Consider the following 16917-nt stretch of genomic DNA (forward strand, 5'->3'; position numbering starts at 1 on the left):
TCAGCTTCCGTCGCTTCCGCGACCGAGCGGCCGGAACATTCCCTGTACGAGCTCCTGGCCCCGTCCGAGCTGGACGAGCCGGCTGCTGATCTCCACCGGTACCAGCGTGCCGTCGTCGGCGACCACCGCACTGCGCAGCACCTCGATCTCGCCCTTGCCACCGAGTTGGCGGCAGAGGTCGCGCAGCTCGACAGCCTCGTGACGCCTGCAGAGCTCGCCGTGCAGGGCTCCGAGGAGCTCCTGGTAGCGCCGCCCGAACAGCCTCTCCGCCTGCGGGTTGGCGTCGATGATCTCGCCGGTGCGCGCGTCGGCAATCAGGATCGCGTCGCGGGCGCCGTTGAACAGGGCCTCTCGCAGGTTCAGCGCATCACGAAGTTCCTCTTCGCGCGAAAGCAGCTCGTGTTGCAGCAGGGCGAGGCTGACGAGGCTGGCGACGGCGTGCACGAACAGCCTCTGCACGGAAGTCCAGGCCGAATGCTCGCCGACGCGCTCGATCGAGAGGACGCCCTGCAACTCGCCATCGGCGTGGATCGGCGAGTTGATGAGGGCACTGATGCCATGCATCAGCAGATGATCGCGCAGGAATTCCTGCGTCGACGGATGCTTCAGTGCGTCGTCAGCGACGATCGGTTCCCCACGGCTGAGCGCCCGGAAATACTCGGGATAGTGTCTGGCGTGCAGCTTGAAGCCGTTGCTGTGACGGTCGTGTGACAGCTCGTAGAGGTCGATGCACTCGAGCTGCTGGCGCTGCTCGCACAGCCCCCAGAGGCTGACGCGCTCGATGTTCAGGGTCTGGGCGGTGGTGGCGGTGAGCTGGCGCAGCACCTCGTCGAGACGTTTGTCATGAAACCCGCGCCGTGCCAATTGTGCGAAGACGCCCTGTAGGTCAAGTGGGTTGGCGAGCGGTTGAAAGGGGGGCTGCATCGATGTCGAGCTGGTGGCGGTCCGGTCCTTCCGGGCGCGGCTGGAAACGTGCCGCCATCGTACGTCCCGGGCAACCACGCGGCCTGTGGAGTAAGTCACGGCAGCCCGCATCGAGTGACGACTGGTGCTTACAAAAGGCGTACAGGCGGCTGCGAGGGCGTTGCTATAATCGCGGCTTTTTCCCGGACCATGCCATGTCCAAGCTTCGCTCGTTGCTTCTGCTGATCCTCTTTCTGCCGCTGCTGGCGGTTGCCGAGCAACTGCCGACGCCGCCTTCGCTCGCTGCCAGGTCCTGGTTGCTGGTCGACGTCGCCTCCGGTCAGACGCTCGCCGCACAGGCACCCGACCTGCGCCTGGAACCGGCTTCGCTGACCAAGCTGATGACTGCCTACCTGGCTTTCGCTGCCATCAGGCAGGGTACGCTGAAGCTGGAGCAGACCGTTCCGGTATCACAGAAGGCCTGGAAAACCGGTGGTTCGAAGATGTTCATCCAGGTCGGGACGCAGGTGAAGGTCGACGACCTGCTCAAGGGCATGATCGTCCAGTCGGGCAATGACGCCTGTGTCGCACTCGCCGAGGCGATTGCCGGTGACGAGGAGAACTTCGCCCAGATGATGAATCGCGAGGCGCAGCGGCTCGGCATGAAGGATTCGAGTTTTCGCAACGCCAGTGGTCTGCCCGACCCGCAACACTTCACTACTGCGCGCGACCTGGCACTCCTGGCGGCGGCACTGATTCGCGACTTTCCCGAGGATTACGCCAGGTATTACTCGCTCAAGGAGTTTCGCTACAACAGCATCACGCAACCGAATCGCAACCGGCTGCTGCATATCGATCCGAGCGTCGACGGCCTGAAGACCGGCCATACCGAGGCCGCTGGCTATTGCCTCGTGTCGTCGGCCAAACGTGGCCCCCGGCGGCTGTTGGCGGTCGTTCTTGGTGCCGCATCCGACAGCACACGCATCCAGGAGTCGCTGAAGCTGCTCAACTACGGCTTCCAGTTCTACGATGCGGTGCAGCTTTATGCCAGGAACGAGGCCGTCGCCACGTTGAAGGTCTGGAAGGGTCAGCAGAGCACGGTCAAGGTCGGTTTCACCAGCGATCTCGTGCTGACCGTCGCGAAGGGTTTCGGGCCGAGGATTCGCAGCGAGCTCGTCTCGCCGCAGACGCTGATCGCACCGATCGCCGCCGGGCAGGCACTTGGCACGCTCAAGCTCAGCCTCGACGACAAGCCGTTGGGCGAGTACCCGGTGCTGGCGCTCGAAGCCGTCCCGGCGGCGGGTATCGTCGGGCGAATGGTCGATACGGTCCGCCTGTGGTTCAACTGATGGGCATCGTTCGTCAGCTCTCGCGCCGTCGGCGCAAGGTAGGTGCCGATGCCTGAGGAGCGCCAGAGCCTGCTCGAATTTCCCTGTGCCTTTCCGATCAAGATCATGGGCCGCTCCGAGGACGGATTCGCCCAGGCAGTGTTGGAGATGGTGTTGCGGCATGCGCCGGATTTCGACGCGGCGACAATGGAGATGCGCGCCTCGAGCGCCGGCAGGTACCTGGGCCTGACGTGCACGATCAACGCCGTCAGCCGCGAACAGCTGGACTTGCTGTATCGCGAACTGAGTGCGCATCGGTTGGTAAAGCTGGTGTTGTGAGCGACGGCGAAGCGCGGCAGCTGTCGCCGATCGGTCAGAGGCCGCTGCTGCTGCGTCACCTCGGGTGCCGCAGCTACCCGGAGACATGGCAGGAGATGGTGGCGTTCACGGCCGCGCGCGACGCGGCGACCGGCGACGAGCTCTGGTCCTGCGAACACCCGCCGGTTTTTACTCTGGGCCAGGCCGGCCGGCCCGAGCACCTCCTGTTCGACTCTGGAATCCCGCTGCTGCGAACCGATCGCGGCGGGCAGATCACCTATCATGGTCCGGGCCAGGTCGTGATCTACCTCCTGATCGACCTTGCACGGCGCCGGCTGAAGGTGCGTGAGCTGGTGGTCATGATCGAGCAGGCGGTGATCGAACTGCTGGCGGAGAATGGCGTCGCCGCCGCACGTCATGCCGGCGCGCCCGGAGTCTACGTCGGCGCGGCCAAGGTCGCCGCCCTCGGTCTGCGCGTGCGGCGGAACTGCTGCTACCATGGCGTCAGCCTCAACGTCGACATGGATCTGTCGCCCTTTGCGGCGATCAACCCCTGTGGCTTCCCCGGCCTGTCGGTGACGCAGACCAGCGATCTCGGCATCGCGCTGACCCCCGCGCAGGCGGCGACGGCGTTGGCCGGACACCTCGCGAGACAACTGGAGCACAAGCAATGAGCACCCGCAACGCCGGACAGGCCGGCAACGGATCGACGGTGGTCGCCGGCGTCAAGGAAAAGGGTGAACTGAAAACCGCCCGCATCCCGATCAAGATCGTTTCCCAGGAACCACAGCGCAAGCCCGCCTGGATCCGGGTCAAGGCCGGAAACGACAGCGGTCGCTTTGGCGAGATCAAGCGGATGCTGCGCGAGCAGAAGCTGCATACCGTCTGCGAGGAAGCAGCCTGTCCGAACATCGGCGAGTGTTTCGGTCGTGGTACCGCGACCTTCATGATCCTCGGCGACATCTGCACGCGCCGCTGCCCGTTCTGTGACGTCGGTCATGGCAAGCCGTTGCCGCCCGATGCCGGCGAGCCGGACAGTCTCGCCGACAGCGTCGCGCGGCTGCAGCTGCGCTACGTCGTGATCACCAGCGTTGACCGTGACGACCTGCGCGACGGCGGCGCACGGCACTTCGTCGAGGTCATTGCCGCCGTCCGTCAGCGCTCGCCGGCCACCGTCATCGAAACCCTGGTGCCCGATTTCCGCGGCCGCATGGAGATCGCGCTGGCGATTCTCGGCGAGTCGCTGCCCGATGTCCTCAACCACAACCTGGAGACGGTCCCGCGGCTCTACCGGCAAGCCAGGCCCGGCGCCGACTATGCGCACTCTTTGGCCTTCCTCAAGGCGTTCAAGGCGCGCCATCCGCAGGTGCCGACCAAGTCGGGACTGATGGTTGGCCTCGGCGAGACCGACGAGGAGATCATCGAGGTCCTGCGCGACCTGCGTGCCCACGATGTCGAGATGCTGACCATCGGCCAGTATCTGGCGCCATCGCCCCACCACCTGCCGGTGCAGCGCTACGTTCATCCGGAGGTCTTCAGGAGTTACGAGGAGGCGGCGCTGGCCATGGGGTTCAGCGGCGCAGCCTGTGGGCCGATGGTGCGCTCGAGTTACTGGGCAGACCAGCAGGCGCACTCCGCCGGGGTCGCCTGAGCGCTGCCGCAGCGAGGTCGGCGAGGCCTCAGAGGTTGTGAATAAATCTACTGCGCGACCGATCTGCGGCGTTGCTCACTCGCTCACTCTTCGCCTATCCATCTGATATGTCTCGTCGTTCGCTCGCTCGCGCCTGGCATCTCGGCCTGCTCGCGACGATTTCTTCACAACCTCTCAGTTGTAGCGCACGAAACGCGCCGGGTAGAGGGCAGTCGCCCAGGCCAGGAAGAGGTATTTCGTCGTCTTGCCGATGGCGACGGCGACCAGGATGCCGAGTGTCGGCACCTGCGCAAGGGCACAGAAAAGCAATGCCGGTGTCTGCGGGAGTGGTCCACCGGAAATCACGATCATCGCCAACAGGCCCCATTGCTGTATCCATTCGCTCGCCGTCTGCCAGGCGGCGCTCGCCACCAGGTCGGGGTAGCGCGAGAGAACGAGTTCCGAGCCGAGAAAGCTGAAGATCTCGACGAGTAGCGCTGCGCCAAAGCCGCTGGCAACGCCACAGCTGAGGCCGAGGGTCCGCCAGCGGCGGGGTGAGAGCATGACGGCGGGGATCAGCACGGCGACGAAGGGAAAAGCGAAGCTCACGGTCGCGCCGAAGGCGATCGCCGCCACCACCGCCGTGTAGTAGCGATGGCTCACGCTGCGCAGCAGCAGCCGGCGCAGCCAGTCCGGCAGGACATGCGTCTTCATCCGGGGTTCAACCGGCATTTTTGCCGCTGGCTTGTGCGCGCGGCCGCAGGCAGGCTATGCTTGCGCCAATCAGGCGCGACGCCTCGCCGACTGTCCGCAGAGTCCATCTTCATCGATCATGCATACCGAGTCACTGACGACGGGAATTGTAGGCCGAATGCGGTGTCTTGCGACGCTTCCCGTGCACCGCCGCAGGTTGGCGCCGAAGTCGGCAGTGGCACGAGGCTGGCGGCCGTGAGGCTGCCGTTCGCTGCGCTGCTTCTGCTGCTTCCGGCTGTCGTCACGGCAGAGGACTTTCCTTCGCTCGGGCCACACAGCCGCATCGCCGAGGCGGCGCCAGTCGTCTCCGGCCGCGCGAGCTTCTATTCCACCTCCTTCCATGGCCGACGCACGGCGTCGGGAGAGACCTACGAGCATCACGTCATCTCGGCGGCGAGCAACCGTTTTCCCATGGGAACGCTGGTGGCCGTTCGTCGGGTGCCGTCGGCGCGCTGCGTCGTCGTGCGGATCAACGACCGGATGGGGCACCGCAAGCGGGTGATCGACCTCTCGCGCGAGGCGGCCGTCGCGCTCGGGATGATCGATGCCGGCGTCGTCGACGTCGAGGTGACTCCCCTGCCGAAGTACCTCGTCGGTCACGAGCGCGCCTGCATGCTGGCATTCCAGCCGCCGGCACACCTGCAGGCGGTGGACGGCGCGGGCCTGCGGGCTCCCGGGAAGTGAAACGAGCGCTGCCGGTGATGCGGGTCTGCGAAGCCCGGAGCCGGCGAGGTCGCGGCAGCGTGGCGCGGGCAGCCGTGCAGTTGACCTGACTTGGCAAAGTCGGGAATACTCGCGCGGATGGTCGGCACTCCGGGGTGCCGCGGTCGATGATGGGGGCGAAGACGATGGACCAGGCGCGGCAGGTGGACCTTCCCAAAGCCAAGAAGTCGGTCGCGCTGTCGGGTGTCGTTGCCGGCAATACCGCCGTCTGTTCGGTCGGGCGCACGGGCAACGACCTCCACTACCGCGGTTACGACGTCATTGCCCTTGCCGAAGACGCGGGTTTCGAGGAAGTCGCCTATCTTCTGCTCTACGGGCGCCTGCCGAGTCCGACGCAGCTCAACCAGTACCGCAAGAAACTGAAGACCCTGCGTGGTCTACCGGTGATGTTGCGGCCGATGCTCGAGAGTCTGCCCGCTTCCGCGCATCCGATGGATGTCCTGCGCAGTGGTTGTTCGGCCTTGGGAACCATCCTGCCCGAGGCGCAGGACCACAATCCGGGAGCGGCACGGGAGATCGCCAACCGGCTGATCGCCAGCTTCGCATCGATGCTGCTCTACTGGTATCACTGGTCGCACAACGGCCGGCGCATCGATACCGAGACCGACGACGACTCGATTGCCGCCCATTTTCTCCACCTGCTGCGTGGCAAGGCGCCACCACCGCTGCATGCGCGCAGCCTCGACACGTCGCTGGTCCTGTACGCCGAACACGAGTTCAACGCCTCGACCTTCACCGCGCGTACGATCACCGGTACCGGCGCCGACCTGTATGCGGCGATCTGCGGCGCCATCGGCGCGCTCAGCGGCCGCCGGCACGGTGGTGCCAACGAGGTGGCGTTCGAGATCCAGAGTCGTTACGACGACGCCGCACAGGCCGAACAGGATATTCGCCGCCGTCTCGACAACCGGGAGATCATCACTGGCTTCGGGCATCCGCTCTATACCATCGCCGACCCGCGCAGCAAGGTCATCCGTTCGGTGGCGCAGCAGCTGTGCACCGATGGTGACAACCTCGTCCTGTTCGACATCGCCGGCCGCATCGAAGCGGTGATGTGGGAGCAGAAGCGGATCTTTCCGAATGTCGACTGGTTTTCTGCGGTGGCCTACCACATGCTCGCCGTGCCGACGCCGATGTTCACGCCGCTCTTCGTCATTGCCCGCACCAGCGGCTGGGCGGCGCACGTCATCGAGCAGCGGATCGACGGCAAGCTCATCCGGCCGTCGGCCAATTACGTCGGGCCGGAGGCGCAGGAATTCGTCCCCCTCGCCCGGCGTGGCTGAGCGCCAGCGGCCCGGACCCGACGAGGCAGCGCGATGAGCACGCGAATTTGCGCCAGCCGACCCGATCCCGATCGCGTCCTGGTGGACATCGCCGACTACGTCCTCGACTACCCGGTCGACTCGCGCGCTGCCCTCGAGACGGCGCGCTACTGCCTGATCGATGCCCTCGGCTGCGCGCTCGAAGCGCTCGACTATGCAGCCTGCAGCCGGCTGCTCGGACCGGTGGTTCCCGGCACCGTGGTGCCGAACGGCGCCTGCGTTCCCGGTACGGACTATCGGCTCGATCCAGTGCGGGCGGCGTTCAACATCGGTACCATGATCCGCTGGCTCGATTTCAACGACACCTGGCTGGCCGCAGAATGGGGGCACCCTTCCGACAATCTCGGTGGCATCCTCGCCGTCGCCGACTGGCTGTCGCGCAGCCGCGTCGCGCAGGGCGAGGCGCCGTTGCGGATGCGGCAGGTGCTCGAGGCGACGGTCAAGGCCTACGAGATCCAGGGCATCCTGGCACTCGAGAACAGCTTCAATCGCGTCGGGCTCGATCATGTGGTGCTCGTCAAGGTGGCGACGGCGGCGGTTTGTTGCTGGCTGCTCGGTGGCGATCGTGGGCAGATCATCAACGCGCTCTCGCAGGCCTTCGTCGATGGCCAGCCGCTGCGCAGCTACCGCCACGCGCCGAATACCGGCTCACGCAAGTCCTGGGCGGCGGGCGACGCGACTGCCCGCGGCGTCTTCCTGGCCCTGCTGTCGTGTCAGGGCGAGATGGGTTACCCGGCGGTCCTGACGGCGCCGAAATGGGGCTTCTATGACGTGCTCTTCCGCGGCCAGGCGTTCCGCCTGCTGCGACCCTACGGCAGTTACGTCATCGAGAACATCCTCTTCAAGATCAGCTTCCCGGCCGAGTTCCATGCGCAGACGGCGGTCGAATGTGCGCTCGAGCTGCACCCGCAGGTCGCCGGGCGTTGGCAGACGATCGAGCGCGTGTTCATCCGCACGCACGAGTCGGCGCTGCGCATCATCGACAAGCAGGGCCCGTTGCACAATCCCGCCGACCGCGACCACTGCCTGCAGTACATGGTCGCCGTCGCCCTGCTCAGGGGCCGCCTGACGGCCGCCGATTACGAGGACGACGCGGCCGCGGATCCACGCATCGACCCATTGCGCGCCCGAATGGTCGTGAGCGAGGAGCCGAGGTTTTCAGCCGACTATCTCGACCCGGGCAAACGTTCGATTGCCAACGCGCTGCAGGTTTTCTTCACCGACGGCAGCCGGACGCCGGAAGTGACCATAGAATACCCGCTCGGCCACTGCCGCCGGCGCACCGAAGGCATTCCGGTGCTCGTCGAGAAGTTCAGGACCAATCTCGCCCGCCGGTTCCCGGCTGCGCAGCAGGCGCGCATCGAGGAGTCCTCGCAGGATGTTCGGCAACTTGGGGAGATGGCGGTCAACGCTTACCTTGACCAGTATGTGCGCTGAGCGGCGGCTGCCGCGTCGCTGGCGAGTGAGCGGCGTGGTCGTGCACGCGGCAGAGGCCGTCTGATTGCTACCGGAGAATCGAAGATGAGAGGAAACCTTGGCGCCATCGCACTGATCCTGATCGGCGTAGTCGCTCTGGCGATCAATCTCGGTTTGTTGCAGGTCGATTTCGCTCGCCTGCTGAGCACCTGGTGGCCCCTGCTGCTGATCCTGTTGGGGATCGGCATGTTTCTCGCCCCGGGTACCGGCGATCGCGGCAGGGGGCAGCGCTAGTGGCGCGACGGGGGCAGGGCGGCTGCGGCACCGCCAGCGGTGCACCGGAGTCGTTGCCCTTGCCGCTGTCGCCGGGCTGAGCCGTCGCCATGCAGCTGGCCGTGCGATCGACTCTCGCGTCCGCCATGCAGCGCCTGCGCGGCAGACACCGCCAGCTCGCGCTCGCCGGTCTGCCGGGTGTCGCGGTGGCGGCGGCAGACGTGCGCACCCTCGCGGGTCCGGCCGAGTTCCGGACCGCGCTGCTCGAGCACATCGCACTGGCGCGGCGGCGGATCATCCTGGCAGCCCTCTACCTGCAGGATGATGCAGCCGGGCGCGAGGTGCTCGCGGCGCTCCACGCCGCCAGGGCGGCGCATCCCGAGCTGCAGATCGCCGTCTTCGTCGATTGGCATCGGGCCCAGCGCGGACTGATCGGCAAGGTTGCCAGTGCCGGCAACGCCGCCCTGTATGCCGAAATGGCACGCCGCCATGGACCGGGGGTGCCGATCCATGGCGTTCCGGTCCAGACGCGCGAGTGGATGGGCGTCATGCACTTGAAGGGCTTCGTCATCGACGACTGCGTGCTCTACAGCGGCGCCAGCCTCAACGACGTCTACCTGCAGCGGGGCGAGCGCTACCGGCTCGATCGCTACCACCTGATCAGCAGCCGCGCGCTGGCCGACAGCATGGCGGCGCTGATGACGCGCGTCCTCGGCAGCAGCGCGGCGGTGTCGCCGCTCGATTGCGAGCCGCGGCAGAAAACTGCTGCGCTGCGTCCGGCGATCGGCCGCTTTCGTCGCGTGCTGGCGAAAGCCCGCTACAGCATCGGCGCTCCGGCGGCGGCCGATGACGAGCTGCGCATCACGCCGCTGCTCGGCTTCGGCGCCCGCGACAACGAACTCAATCGCATGATCCTGCAACTCGTCCAGCGGGCGCGGCGGGACCTCCTGCTGTTCACTCCCTATTTCAATCTCCCGGGCCCGCTGCGCCGGGCGATCGAGGCCAAGATCGAACAGGGTTGCCGGGTGACGATCATCGTCGGCGACAAGACGGCCAACGATTTCTACATCCCCCCCGACGAACCCTTCACGACGATCGGCGCGCTGCCCTACCTCTATGAGGCCAACCTGCGTCGTTTCTGCAAGCAGCACCAGCAAGCCGTCGACCGCGGTGTCCTTGATCTCCGTCTCTGGCGGCACGGGAATCACAGTTATCACCTCAAGGGGCTGCTCGTCGACGAGGACTACGCATTGCTCACCGGCAGCAATCTCAATCCGCGCGCCTGGCGCCTCGACCTCGAAAACGGGCTATTGATCCATGATCCGCGGGGCAGCCTGGTCGGCCAGCACCGGCAGGAGATCGAGCGCATCCTGCAGCATTGCCGCCGCCTCGATAATCACCGTTCGCTCGACTCGATCGCCAGCTACCCGGAGCCGGTGCAACGCATTCTCGCACGCCTGGCGCGCACGCGCGCCGACCGGCTGCTCAACCAGGTGCTCTGAGCCGCCAGCGGCCGGGGACTTGCCGCAGCAGTCCCATGCCGAACCGGAACGCCCGCAGCTCGCCGCGAGCCGGCAGCCCCCAGGCAGACCATTTCTCTTGAACGCGGTCGGCACCGGCGCAGTCATCAAGCCGCCGTTCCGACCGTGGCAGACCGGTTTCCGGATGCTTGCCGCAGGGCATGTGCCGGCTGAGCGGCACCGGCAGGTCGTCACGCTTCATTGCTGCGGCAGCGCTGCGGTGGCGGCGAGAATCGCTGTCAGCAGCCGCCAGGCATTGCCGACGGAGGCGATGTCGACGCACTCGCCCGGTGCGTGCGCACCGCGGATCGTTGGTCCGAAGGAAATCATGTCGAGGTCTGGGTAACGGGCGGCGATCAGGCCGCACTCGAGGCCGGCATGGATCACCTGCACCTTCGCTTCGTGGCCGAACTCCCGCGCGAAGACCGCTCTGCAGAGGGCGAGCAGTGGCGACTCGCGATTCGGCGCCCAGCCCGGATAGTGGCCGGCCTGCTCGGCAATCGTCCCCGAGAGGGCAAAGAGACTGACGATCTCTTCGGCCAGCGCGGCACTGCCGCTGTCGAGCAGAGAACGCACCATGAAGTTGCACGAACCCTCGTCAGCCGTGATGCGCACCATGCCGAGGTTGTTCGACGTCTCTACGACCCCCGGCAGCTGCAGGCTGTAGCGCCGGACGCCGTGCGGCGCGGCGTGCAGCGAGCGGAGCCAGATCGCTTGCTCGGCGGCCGCCAGCACGCGGTCGGCGGTGGCGGCTTTACAGTCGATGCGCAGGCGGTCATCGATGCCGGACAGTTCCTGCCGCAGCCGTGCCTGCCAATGACTCAGGCAGGTCGCCAGCGCCGTTCCGAGGCCGGCTGGCAGCGCCACCGTCGCCGTCGCTTCGTGCGGCAGCGCATTGCGCGCCGAGCCGCCGACGAAATCAACCAGGCGTAGCGGCCAGCGCTCCTCGATGTCGCGCAGCACCCGCACAAGCAGTTTGATGGCGTTGCCGCGCTGGGCATGGATGTCGATTCCCGAGTGCCCGCCGCGCAGGCCCTGAAGTTCGATTCGCCAGACTTCGCACGCGGCTGGAAGCCCTTCTGCCTTTGCCGGCCGGTGTACGTTCACGTCGAGGCCACCGGCGCAACCGACGAAGAACTCGCCCCACTCCTCGGTGTCGAGGTTGAGCAGCAGGTGCCCGCGCAGGAGACTTGGCGCGAGTCCGTGCGCGCCACCCATTCCGTCTTCCTCATCGACCGTCAGCAGCGCCTCGATCGGCCCATGGTGCACCGAGCCATCCGCCAGCGCGGCAAGGATCAGCGCGACGCCGATGCCGTTGTCAGCACCGAGGGTCGTTTCGTCGGCCACCAGCCAGCCGTCACGGCACCGCGGCCGGATCGGGTCGCGTGAGAAATCGTGCTGGCTCGGCGGCGTCTTCTGGCAGACCATGTCGAGGTGCGCTTGCAGGATGACGCCAGGCGCCCGCTCGGCGCCGCGACTCGCCGCCTTGCGCACGAGGAGGTTGCCGGCGGCATCGACGATCGTCGTCAGCCCCCGGCTGCTGGCCCATTGCCGAAGGTTCTCACGCAGCGGTCCCTCTCCCTTGGAGTGGCGCGGGGTTCGGCAAAGCGTGGCGAAGTGCTGCCAGACGGCTGCCGGTTGCAGACCGGTGAGGTTGGGGTCGATTGCTGCAGGCATCGTGCGCGGTCTCCACGCAAAGGAGGCGGCAGCGGCCGGCTGCCCCGGGGCGGCGGCAAGGATACCCAAGAGGATGCTGTTCTGCCAGCCTTGCGGTCGCGCGGCGCGCGTGCGTCCGGCGGGTCGGGCGGTCCGGCGAGGCTGCTGTGCTATGATGCGCAGTTCTGCCGCATCCCAAGGACCTTTCCCGTCGTGCCCAACTGCGATCTGCATTGCCATTCCACCTGTTCGGACGGACTTCTGGCGCCGGCGGAGCTGGTTCGTCGGGCGGCTGAGAACGGTGTCGACATGCTGGCGCTGACCGATCACGATGACATCGCCGGCCTGTCGCTGGCGCGGTCGGCGGCAGTCGAGGCCGGCTTGAGCCTGGTCAATGGCGTCGAGATCTCGATCGAGTGGGAGGGTCTGCAGATCCATGTGCTTGGCTTCGCCTTCGATGCTGCCGATGCCGTGCTCAACGCCGGTCTGCAGTCGGTCCGCTCGGGGCGCATCGCGCGCGCCCGGCGGATGGCGGCCGAGCTGGCGAAGGTCGGCATCGACGGATCCTTTGATGGCGCGATGCGTCTGGCCGCCAACCCGAGCCTCGTCAGTCGGGCGCATTTTGGCCGCTATCTGGTCGAGCGCGGGGTTTGCAAGGATCTGCGCAGCGTCTTCGAGTCGTATCTGGTTCCCGGCCGGCCGGGTTATGTCGATCATCGCTGGGCGACGCTCGCCGACGCGCTGGGCTGGATTCATGGCGCCGGCGGCGTCGCGGCGGTGGCGCATCCGGGGCGCTACAAGCTGTCGCGCGGCGACATGCGACGCTTCCTGGACGAGTTCCGGGAACTCGGCGGACAGGCGATCGAGGTCATGTCGGGCAGTCACACGCCGGAGCACGTCGATCTCTATTCGCGGCTGGCGAAGGAATACGGCTTCGCCGCATCGCGGGGATCGGATTTCCATGGCCCGGGTGAGAGCTACGTCGATCTCGGGCGGCTGCCGCCGCTGCCCGACGGATTGCAGCCCGTCTGGCAGCTGTTCTGAACGGGCAGGATGCGGCGATGGCGCAGTACCTCACGATTCATCCCGACAACCCGCAGCAGCGCCTGCTGCACATGGCGGCCGAGGTCGTCCGTCGTGGCGGCGTCATCGCGTTGCCGACCGACTCGAGCTATGCGCTCGGCTGCCATCTCGGCGACAAGGCGGCAGTCGAGCGCATCCGAAGTCTGCGCGGCGTCGACGAACGCCACCACCTGACCCTGATGTGCCGCGACCTGTCACAGATCGGCCAGTTCGCACGGGTCGACAATGCCCGTTACCGCCTGCTCAAGGCAACGACACCGGGCAGCTACACCTTCATTCTCGAAGGGACGCGCGAGCTGCCACGGCGTGTCCTGCACCCGAAGCGCAAGACGATCGGCCTGCGCGTGCCGGCGCACACGGTGACGCTGGCGCTGCTCGAGGAACTCGGCGAGCCGCTGCTCACCTCGACGCTGATCATCGCCGGTGACGAGGATCCGCTGACCGAGGGCTGGGAGATCCAGGATCGGCTCGATGCGCAGATCGACCTGATCCTCGATGGCGGCCGCTGTGGCGTCGAGCCGACGAGCGTCATCGATCTGACCGCGGCGCTGCCGCTGCTGGTTCGCGCAGGCCGCGGCGAGCTGGCGCCCTTTGGCCTCGACTGAGAGAAACCGCATGGATTCCCTGATCCAGACCATCGCCATTGCTGCCTTGCCGGTGATCCTGGCGATCACGCTGCACGAGGCGGCACACGGTTACGCCGCGCTGCATTTCGGCGATCCGACGGCGTGGCAGGAGGGCCGCATCACGGCCAATCCCCTGAAACACATCGATCCGGTGGGAACGATCCTGGTGCCGGCGATCATCCTCCTGCTGTCTACCGGCGGCATCCTGTTCGGCTGGGCGAAGCCGGTGCCGGTCAACTTCGGGCGCCTGCGGCACCCGAAGCGCGACATGCTGTGGGTGGCGGCAGCCGGGCCCGCGGCCAATCTCGCCATGCTGCTCTTCTGGGCGGCGCTGCTCAAGCTCGCCTGGCTGCTGCCGCTCAACTTCTTCAGCCTGCCGATGTCGCGCATGGCGGAGGTCGGCATGACGATCAATCTCGTGCTGATGGTGCTCAACCTGTTTCCGCTGCCGCCTCTGGACGGTGGTCGCATCGCCATCAGCCTGCTGCCGCCGGCGGCGGCTTGGCGCTTTGCCCAGATCGAGCGCTTCGGTTTCCCGATCCTCTTGTTGCTGCTGTTCACCGGCATCCTCGGCTCGCTGCTGACGCCGGTGATGCAGCTCGTCGGCGGGCTTGTCGGCTTGCTTTTCCAACTCCCTTCCTGAGCGATCGCAGACAGAATGTACGCAGAAAGAGTCCTCTCCGGGATGCGCCCGACAGGCAGCCTGCACCTCGGTCATTATCACGGCGTGTTGAAGAACTGGGTCCGGCTGCAGTACGAGTATCCCTGCCTCTTCTTCGTCGCTGACTGGCACGCCCTGACGACCCAGTATGATGATCCGCACGGCATCGTCGGCGCCGCCCGCGACATGGTCATCGACTGGCTGGCGGCAGGCGTCGACCCGCGGCGGGCGACCCTCTTCGTGCAGTCGAAGGTACCCGAGCACGCCGAACTGCATCTGCTGCTGTCGATGATGACGCCGCTGGGCTGGCTCGAGCGCGTGCCGACCTACAAGGACCAGCAGGAAAAGCTCGAGCACAAGGATCTCTCGACCTACGGCTTTCTCGGCTACCCGCTTCTGCAGGCCGCAGACATCCTCATCTACCGTGCCGGCAAGGTGCCGGTGGGTGAGGACCAGGTGCCGCACATCGAGTTCTCGCGCGAGATCGCGCGCCGGTTCAACCACCTGTACGGTCGCGAGCCCGGTTTCGCGGAGCAGGTGAGCGAGGCGCTGCGTCGGCTCGGCGCGAAACGCGCGCGCCGCTACGAGGAGTTGCGCACGCACTATCAGGAGCGCGGCGAGCAGGCGGCGATCGAAGCGGCGCAGCGCCTGCTCGACGAGGTGCATGATCTCTCGCATGCCGATCGCGAGCGGCTGTGCGGCCATCTCGAAGGGACTGGCAAGATGATACTCGTCGAGCCCGGCGCCCTGCTGACGGCGGCCGCCCGCATGCCCGGCCTGGACGGCCAGAAGATGTCCAAGTCCTACGGCAACACCATCACGCTGCGCGAGGATGCGGCGTCGGTGACGAACAAGCTGCGCCGCATGCCGACCGATCCCGCCCGTGTCCGGCGCAGCGATCCCGGCGAACCGGGCAACTGCCCGGTCTGGCAGTTGCATCAGGTGTATTCGGATGAGGACTGCCGTGCCTGGGTGCAGCAGGGCTGTCGCAGCGCCGGCATTGGTTGCCTCGAGTGCAAGCAGCCGGTGATCGACGGGATCCTGCGCGAGCAGGAACCGATGCGCGAGCGGGCGCAACCCTACCTCGACGATCCGCGCCTGGTCGACGACATCATTGCCGACGGCAGCGGTCGCGCGCGGCATCTGGCCCGCGAGACGATGCGCGAGGTCCGCCAGGCGATCGGACTGGATTACGCTTGAGCGGTGCCAACGGTGCCGGCGCAGCGATGGGCGACGTTGCTGCCGTCCTCGAGGAAGGGTCTGCTCTGGCGGAGGATGCGGCCGGACCACTGGCAAGGATCTACGGCGAGCCGCTGGCGGAGTTGCCGCGCGACCTCTACATCCCGCCGGATGCGATGGCGGTCATGCTCGACGCCTTCGAGGGGCCGCTCGACCTTCTGCTGTACCTGATCCGCAAGGCCAACGTGAACGTCCTCGACATCCCGATGGCGCCCTTGACCGACCAGTACCTGCTCTACGTCGAGGCGATGCGCTCACGAAATCTCGAACTGGCCGCCGACTATCTGGTCATGGCGGCGATGCTGATCGAGATCAAGTCACGCATGCTGCTGCCGCGGCCAAAGGCGCCAGCGGGCGAGGAGGTCGAGGATCCGCGCGCCGAACTGGTGCGGCGCCTGATCGAGTACGAGCAGATGAAGCGCGCCGCGCATGCCATCAACGAGCTGCCGCAGGCCGAGCGCGATTTCGACTGGGTCGAGGTCTGGGTCGAGAAGACCCTGTTGCGGCGTCTGCCGGAGGTCAGCGTGGCGGACCTGCAGAACGCCTGGCGCGGCATCCTGCAACAGGCGAGACTGCACACACACCACCTCGTGCAGCGCGAGGAACTGTCGGTGCGTGAGCACATGGGCGTCATCCTGCGCCGCCTGCGGGCCGCCGGAGGGTTTGTCGATTTCGTCGACCTTTTCGACGCGAGTCTTGGCGCGCCGGTGGTGGTCGTCCATTTTCTCGCCCTGCTCGAACTGGCGCGTGAACGCCTCCTCGAGATGACGCAGGCCGAGGCCTTTGCGCCGATCTACCTGAGGTTGGTCGATGAACACGGTGCCGTCCGCTAATTCCGCCAGTGCCGAGCTGCCGGCCGCCCCGGATGAACTCAAGCGGGTGCTCGAAGCGGTGCTGCTGAGTGCCAGGGAGCCGCTCTCTCTGCCCGAATTGCGCAAGGTCTTCAATGATGAAATCACCGCCGACGTGCTGCGGCCGCTGCTCGAAGAGCTGCGCAGCGAGTGGCAGGGGCGCCCGCTCGAGTTGCTGCCCGTGGCGAGTGGCTGGCGTTTCCGCACGCGCGCCGAGTACATGCCCTATCTCGAACGTCTTCACCCCGACAAGCCGCCGCGCTACTCGCGTGCCGTCCTCGAAACGCTGGCGATCATTGCCTACCGGCAGCCGGTGACCCGTGGCGACATCGAGGACATCCGCGGCGTCACGGTCGCCACGCAGGTGGTCCGGGTCCTCGAGGAACGTGGCTGGGTCGACGTCATCGGCCATCGCGACACCCCGGGGCGGCCGGCGCTGCTGGCGACGACGAAGAAGTTCCTTGACGACCTCGGTCTGCGCAGCCTCGCCGAGTTGCCGACGCTCGAACACATCAACCCGACTCTGGACCTCTCCGATGCCCAACCACAAGCGCCGTCCGCCGGCTGATTCCGCTCGCCCATCGCGCTCATCCCACGGCGTGGCTGCAGTGCGGC

The 16917-nt window shown here is 66.7% G+C and carries 18 protein-coding genes; 15 read left to right on the forward strand and 3 right to left on the reverse strand.

Features of this window, described 5'->3' with window-relative positions:
• Window positions 1-924: a GAF domain-containing protein gene (locus V5B60_RS09420; RefSeq protein WP_332346762.1), complete on the reverse strand. Its 924-nt coding sequence runs from the start codon at window positions 922-924 to the stop codon at window positions 1-3.
• A 194-nt stretch (window positions 925-1118) separates the two neighbouring features.
• Here V5B60_RS09420 and V5B60_RS09425 point away from each other — a divergent pair, with 194 nt between their 5' ends.
• The 4 genes from V5B60_RS09425 to lipA all read left to right on the forward strand — a co-directional run bounded on the left by V5B60_RS09425 (window position 1119) and on the right by lipA (window position 4200).
• On the forward strand, window positions 1119-2252 hold the full coding sequence (locus tag V5B60_RS09425) for a D-alanyl-D-alanine carboxypeptidase family protein (protein WP_332346763.1): 1134 nt from the start codon (window positions 1119-1121) through the stop codon (window positions 2250-2252).
• Between the two features lie 48 nt (window positions 2253-2300).
• Window positions 2301-2570, forward strand: a complete 270-nt coding sequence (locus tag V5B60_RS09430; protein WP_332346764.1) for a YbeD family protein — start codon at window positions 2301-2303, stop codon at window positions 2568-2570.
• Window positions 2571-2665: 95 nt separating this feature from the next.
• The gene (gene lipB, locus V5B60_RS09435; RefSeq protein ID WP_434735370.1) at window positions 2666-3223 is read left to right on the forward strand and encodes a lipoyl(octanoyl) transferase LipB; all 558 of its coding nucleotides are present in this window, start codon (window positions 2666-2668) and stop codon (window positions 3221-3223) included.
• Complete coding sequence (lipA, locus tag V5B60_RS09440) at window positions 3220-4200, forward strand: lipoyl synthase (protein ID WP_332346766.1); 981 nt, start codon at window positions 3220-3222, stop codon at window positions 4198-4200. The genes lipB and lipA overlap by 4 nt, the downstream gene beginning before the upstream one ends.
• Before the next feature lie 174 nt (window positions 4201-4374).
• On the opposite strand, the gene V5B60_RS09445 is transcribed toward lipA, so the two are convergent.
• Window positions 4375-4893, reverse strand: a complete 519-nt coding sequence (locus V5B60_RS09445) for a YqaA family protein (RefSeq protein WP_332346767.1) — start codon at window positions 4891-4893, stop codon at window positions 4375-4377.
• A 234-nt stretch (window positions 4894-5127) separates the two neighbouring features.
• Here V5B60_RS09445 and V5B60_RS09450 point away from each other — a divergent pair, with 234 nt between their 5' ends.
• The 5 genes from V5B60_RS09450 to pssA all read left to right on the forward strand — a co-directional run bounded on the left by V5B60_RS09450 (window position 5128) and on the right by pssA (window position 10168).
• Entirely contained in the window at window positions 5128-5616 is a 489-nt protein-coding gene (locus V5B60_RS09450; RefSeq protein WP_332346768.1) for a septal ring lytic transglycosylase RlpA family protein, read from the forward strand.
• 164 nt (window positions 5617-5780) lie between these two features.
• Window positions 5781-6938: a bifunctional 2-methylcitrate synthase/citrate synthase gene (gene prpC / locus V5B60_RS09455; RefSeq protein ID WP_332350501.1), complete on the forward strand. Its 1158-nt coding sequence runs from the start codon at window positions 5781-5783 to the stop codon at window positions 6936-6938.
• A gap of 33 nt (window positions 6939-6971) precedes the next feature.
• Entirely contained in the window at window positions 6972-8414 is a 1443-nt protein-coding gene (locus V5B60_RS09460) for a bifunctional 2-methylcitrate dehydratase/aconitate hydratase (protein WP_332346769.1), read from the forward strand.
• Between the two features lie 84 nt (window positions 8415-8498).
• Window positions 8499-8687, forward strand: coding sequence for a LiaI-LiaF-like domain-containing protein (locus tag V5B60_RS09465; protein WP_332346770.1), 189 nt, complete (start codon window positions 8499-8501; stop codon window positions 8685-8687).
• A gap of 125 nt (window positions 8688-8812) precedes the next feature.
• On the forward strand, window positions 8813-10168 hold the full coding sequence (gene pssA / locus V5B60_RS09470) for a CDP-diacylglycerol--serine O-phosphatidyltransferase (protein WP_332346771.1): 1356 nt from the start codon (window positions 8813-8815) through the stop codon (window positions 10166-10168).
• A gap of 216 nt (window positions 10169-10384) precedes the next feature.
• Here the strand turns inward: pssA and V5B60_RS09475 are convergent, their stop codons facing one another.
• Window positions 10385-11863 carry an aminoacyl-histidine dipeptidase gene (locus tag V5B60_RS09475; protein ID WP_332346772.1) on the reverse strand — a complete coding sequence of 493 codons (1479 nt, stop codon included), beginning with the start codon at window positions 11861-11863 and terminating at the stop codon, window positions 10385-10387.
• A 192-nt stretch (window positions 11864-12055) separates the two neighbouring features.
• Between V5B60_RS09475 and V5B60_RS09480 the strand changes: the two genes are divergently transcribed.
• Genes V5B60_RS09480 through scpB form a run of 6 tightly spaced genes read left to right on the forward strand, consistent with a single transcriptional unit; the run spans window position 12056 to window position 16870 of the window.
• Window positions 12056-12886, forward strand: coding sequence for a 3',5'-nucleoside bisphosphate phosphatase (locus V5B60_RS09480; RefSeq protein WP_332346773.1), 831 nt, complete (start codon window positions 12056-12058; stop codon window positions 12884-12886).
• A gap of 17 nt (window positions 12887-12903) precedes the next feature.
• Window positions 12904-13530 carry an L-threonylcarbamoyladenylate synthase gene (locus V5B60_RS09485; protein ID WP_332346774.1) on the forward strand — a complete coding sequence of 209 codons (627 nt, stop codon included), beginning with the start codon at window positions 12904-12906 and terminating at the stop codon, window positions 13528-13530.
• Window positions 13531-13540: 10 nt separating this feature from the next.
• On the forward strand, window positions 13541-14194 hold the full coding sequence (locus V5B60_RS09490; RefSeq protein ID WP_332346775.1) for a site-2 protease family protein: 654 nt from the start codon (window positions 13541-13543) through the stop codon (window positions 14192-14194).
• Window positions 14195-14209: 15 nt separating this feature from the next.
• A complete protein-coding gene (locus V5B60_RS09495) occupies window positions 14210-15412 on the forward strand; it encodes a tryptophan--tRNA ligase (protein WP_332346776.1) in 1203 nt (400 codons plus the stop codon).
• On the forward strand, window positions 15409-16284 hold the full coding sequence (locus tag V5B60_RS09500) for a segregation and condensation protein A (RefSeq protein WP_434735317.1): 876 nt from the start codon (window positions 15409-15411) through the stop codon (window positions 16282-16284). The genes V5B60_RS09495 and V5B60_RS09500 overlap by 4 nt, the downstream gene beginning before the upstream one ends.
• A complete protein-coding gene (gene scpB / locus V5B60_RS09505) occupies window positions 16262-16870 on the forward strand; it encodes an SMC-Scp complex subunit ScpB (protein WP_332346777.1) in 609 nt (202 codons plus the stop codon). Before V5B60_RS09500 ends, scpB begins: the two co-directional genes overlap by 23 nt.
• Window positions 16871-16917: the final 47 nt, after the last annotated feature.

It is taken from the genome of Accumulibacter sp. (genome assembly GCF_036625195.1).
Taxonomy (GTDB): Bacteria; Pseudomonadota; Gammaproteobacteria; order Burkholderiales; family Rhodocyclaceae; genus Accumulibacter.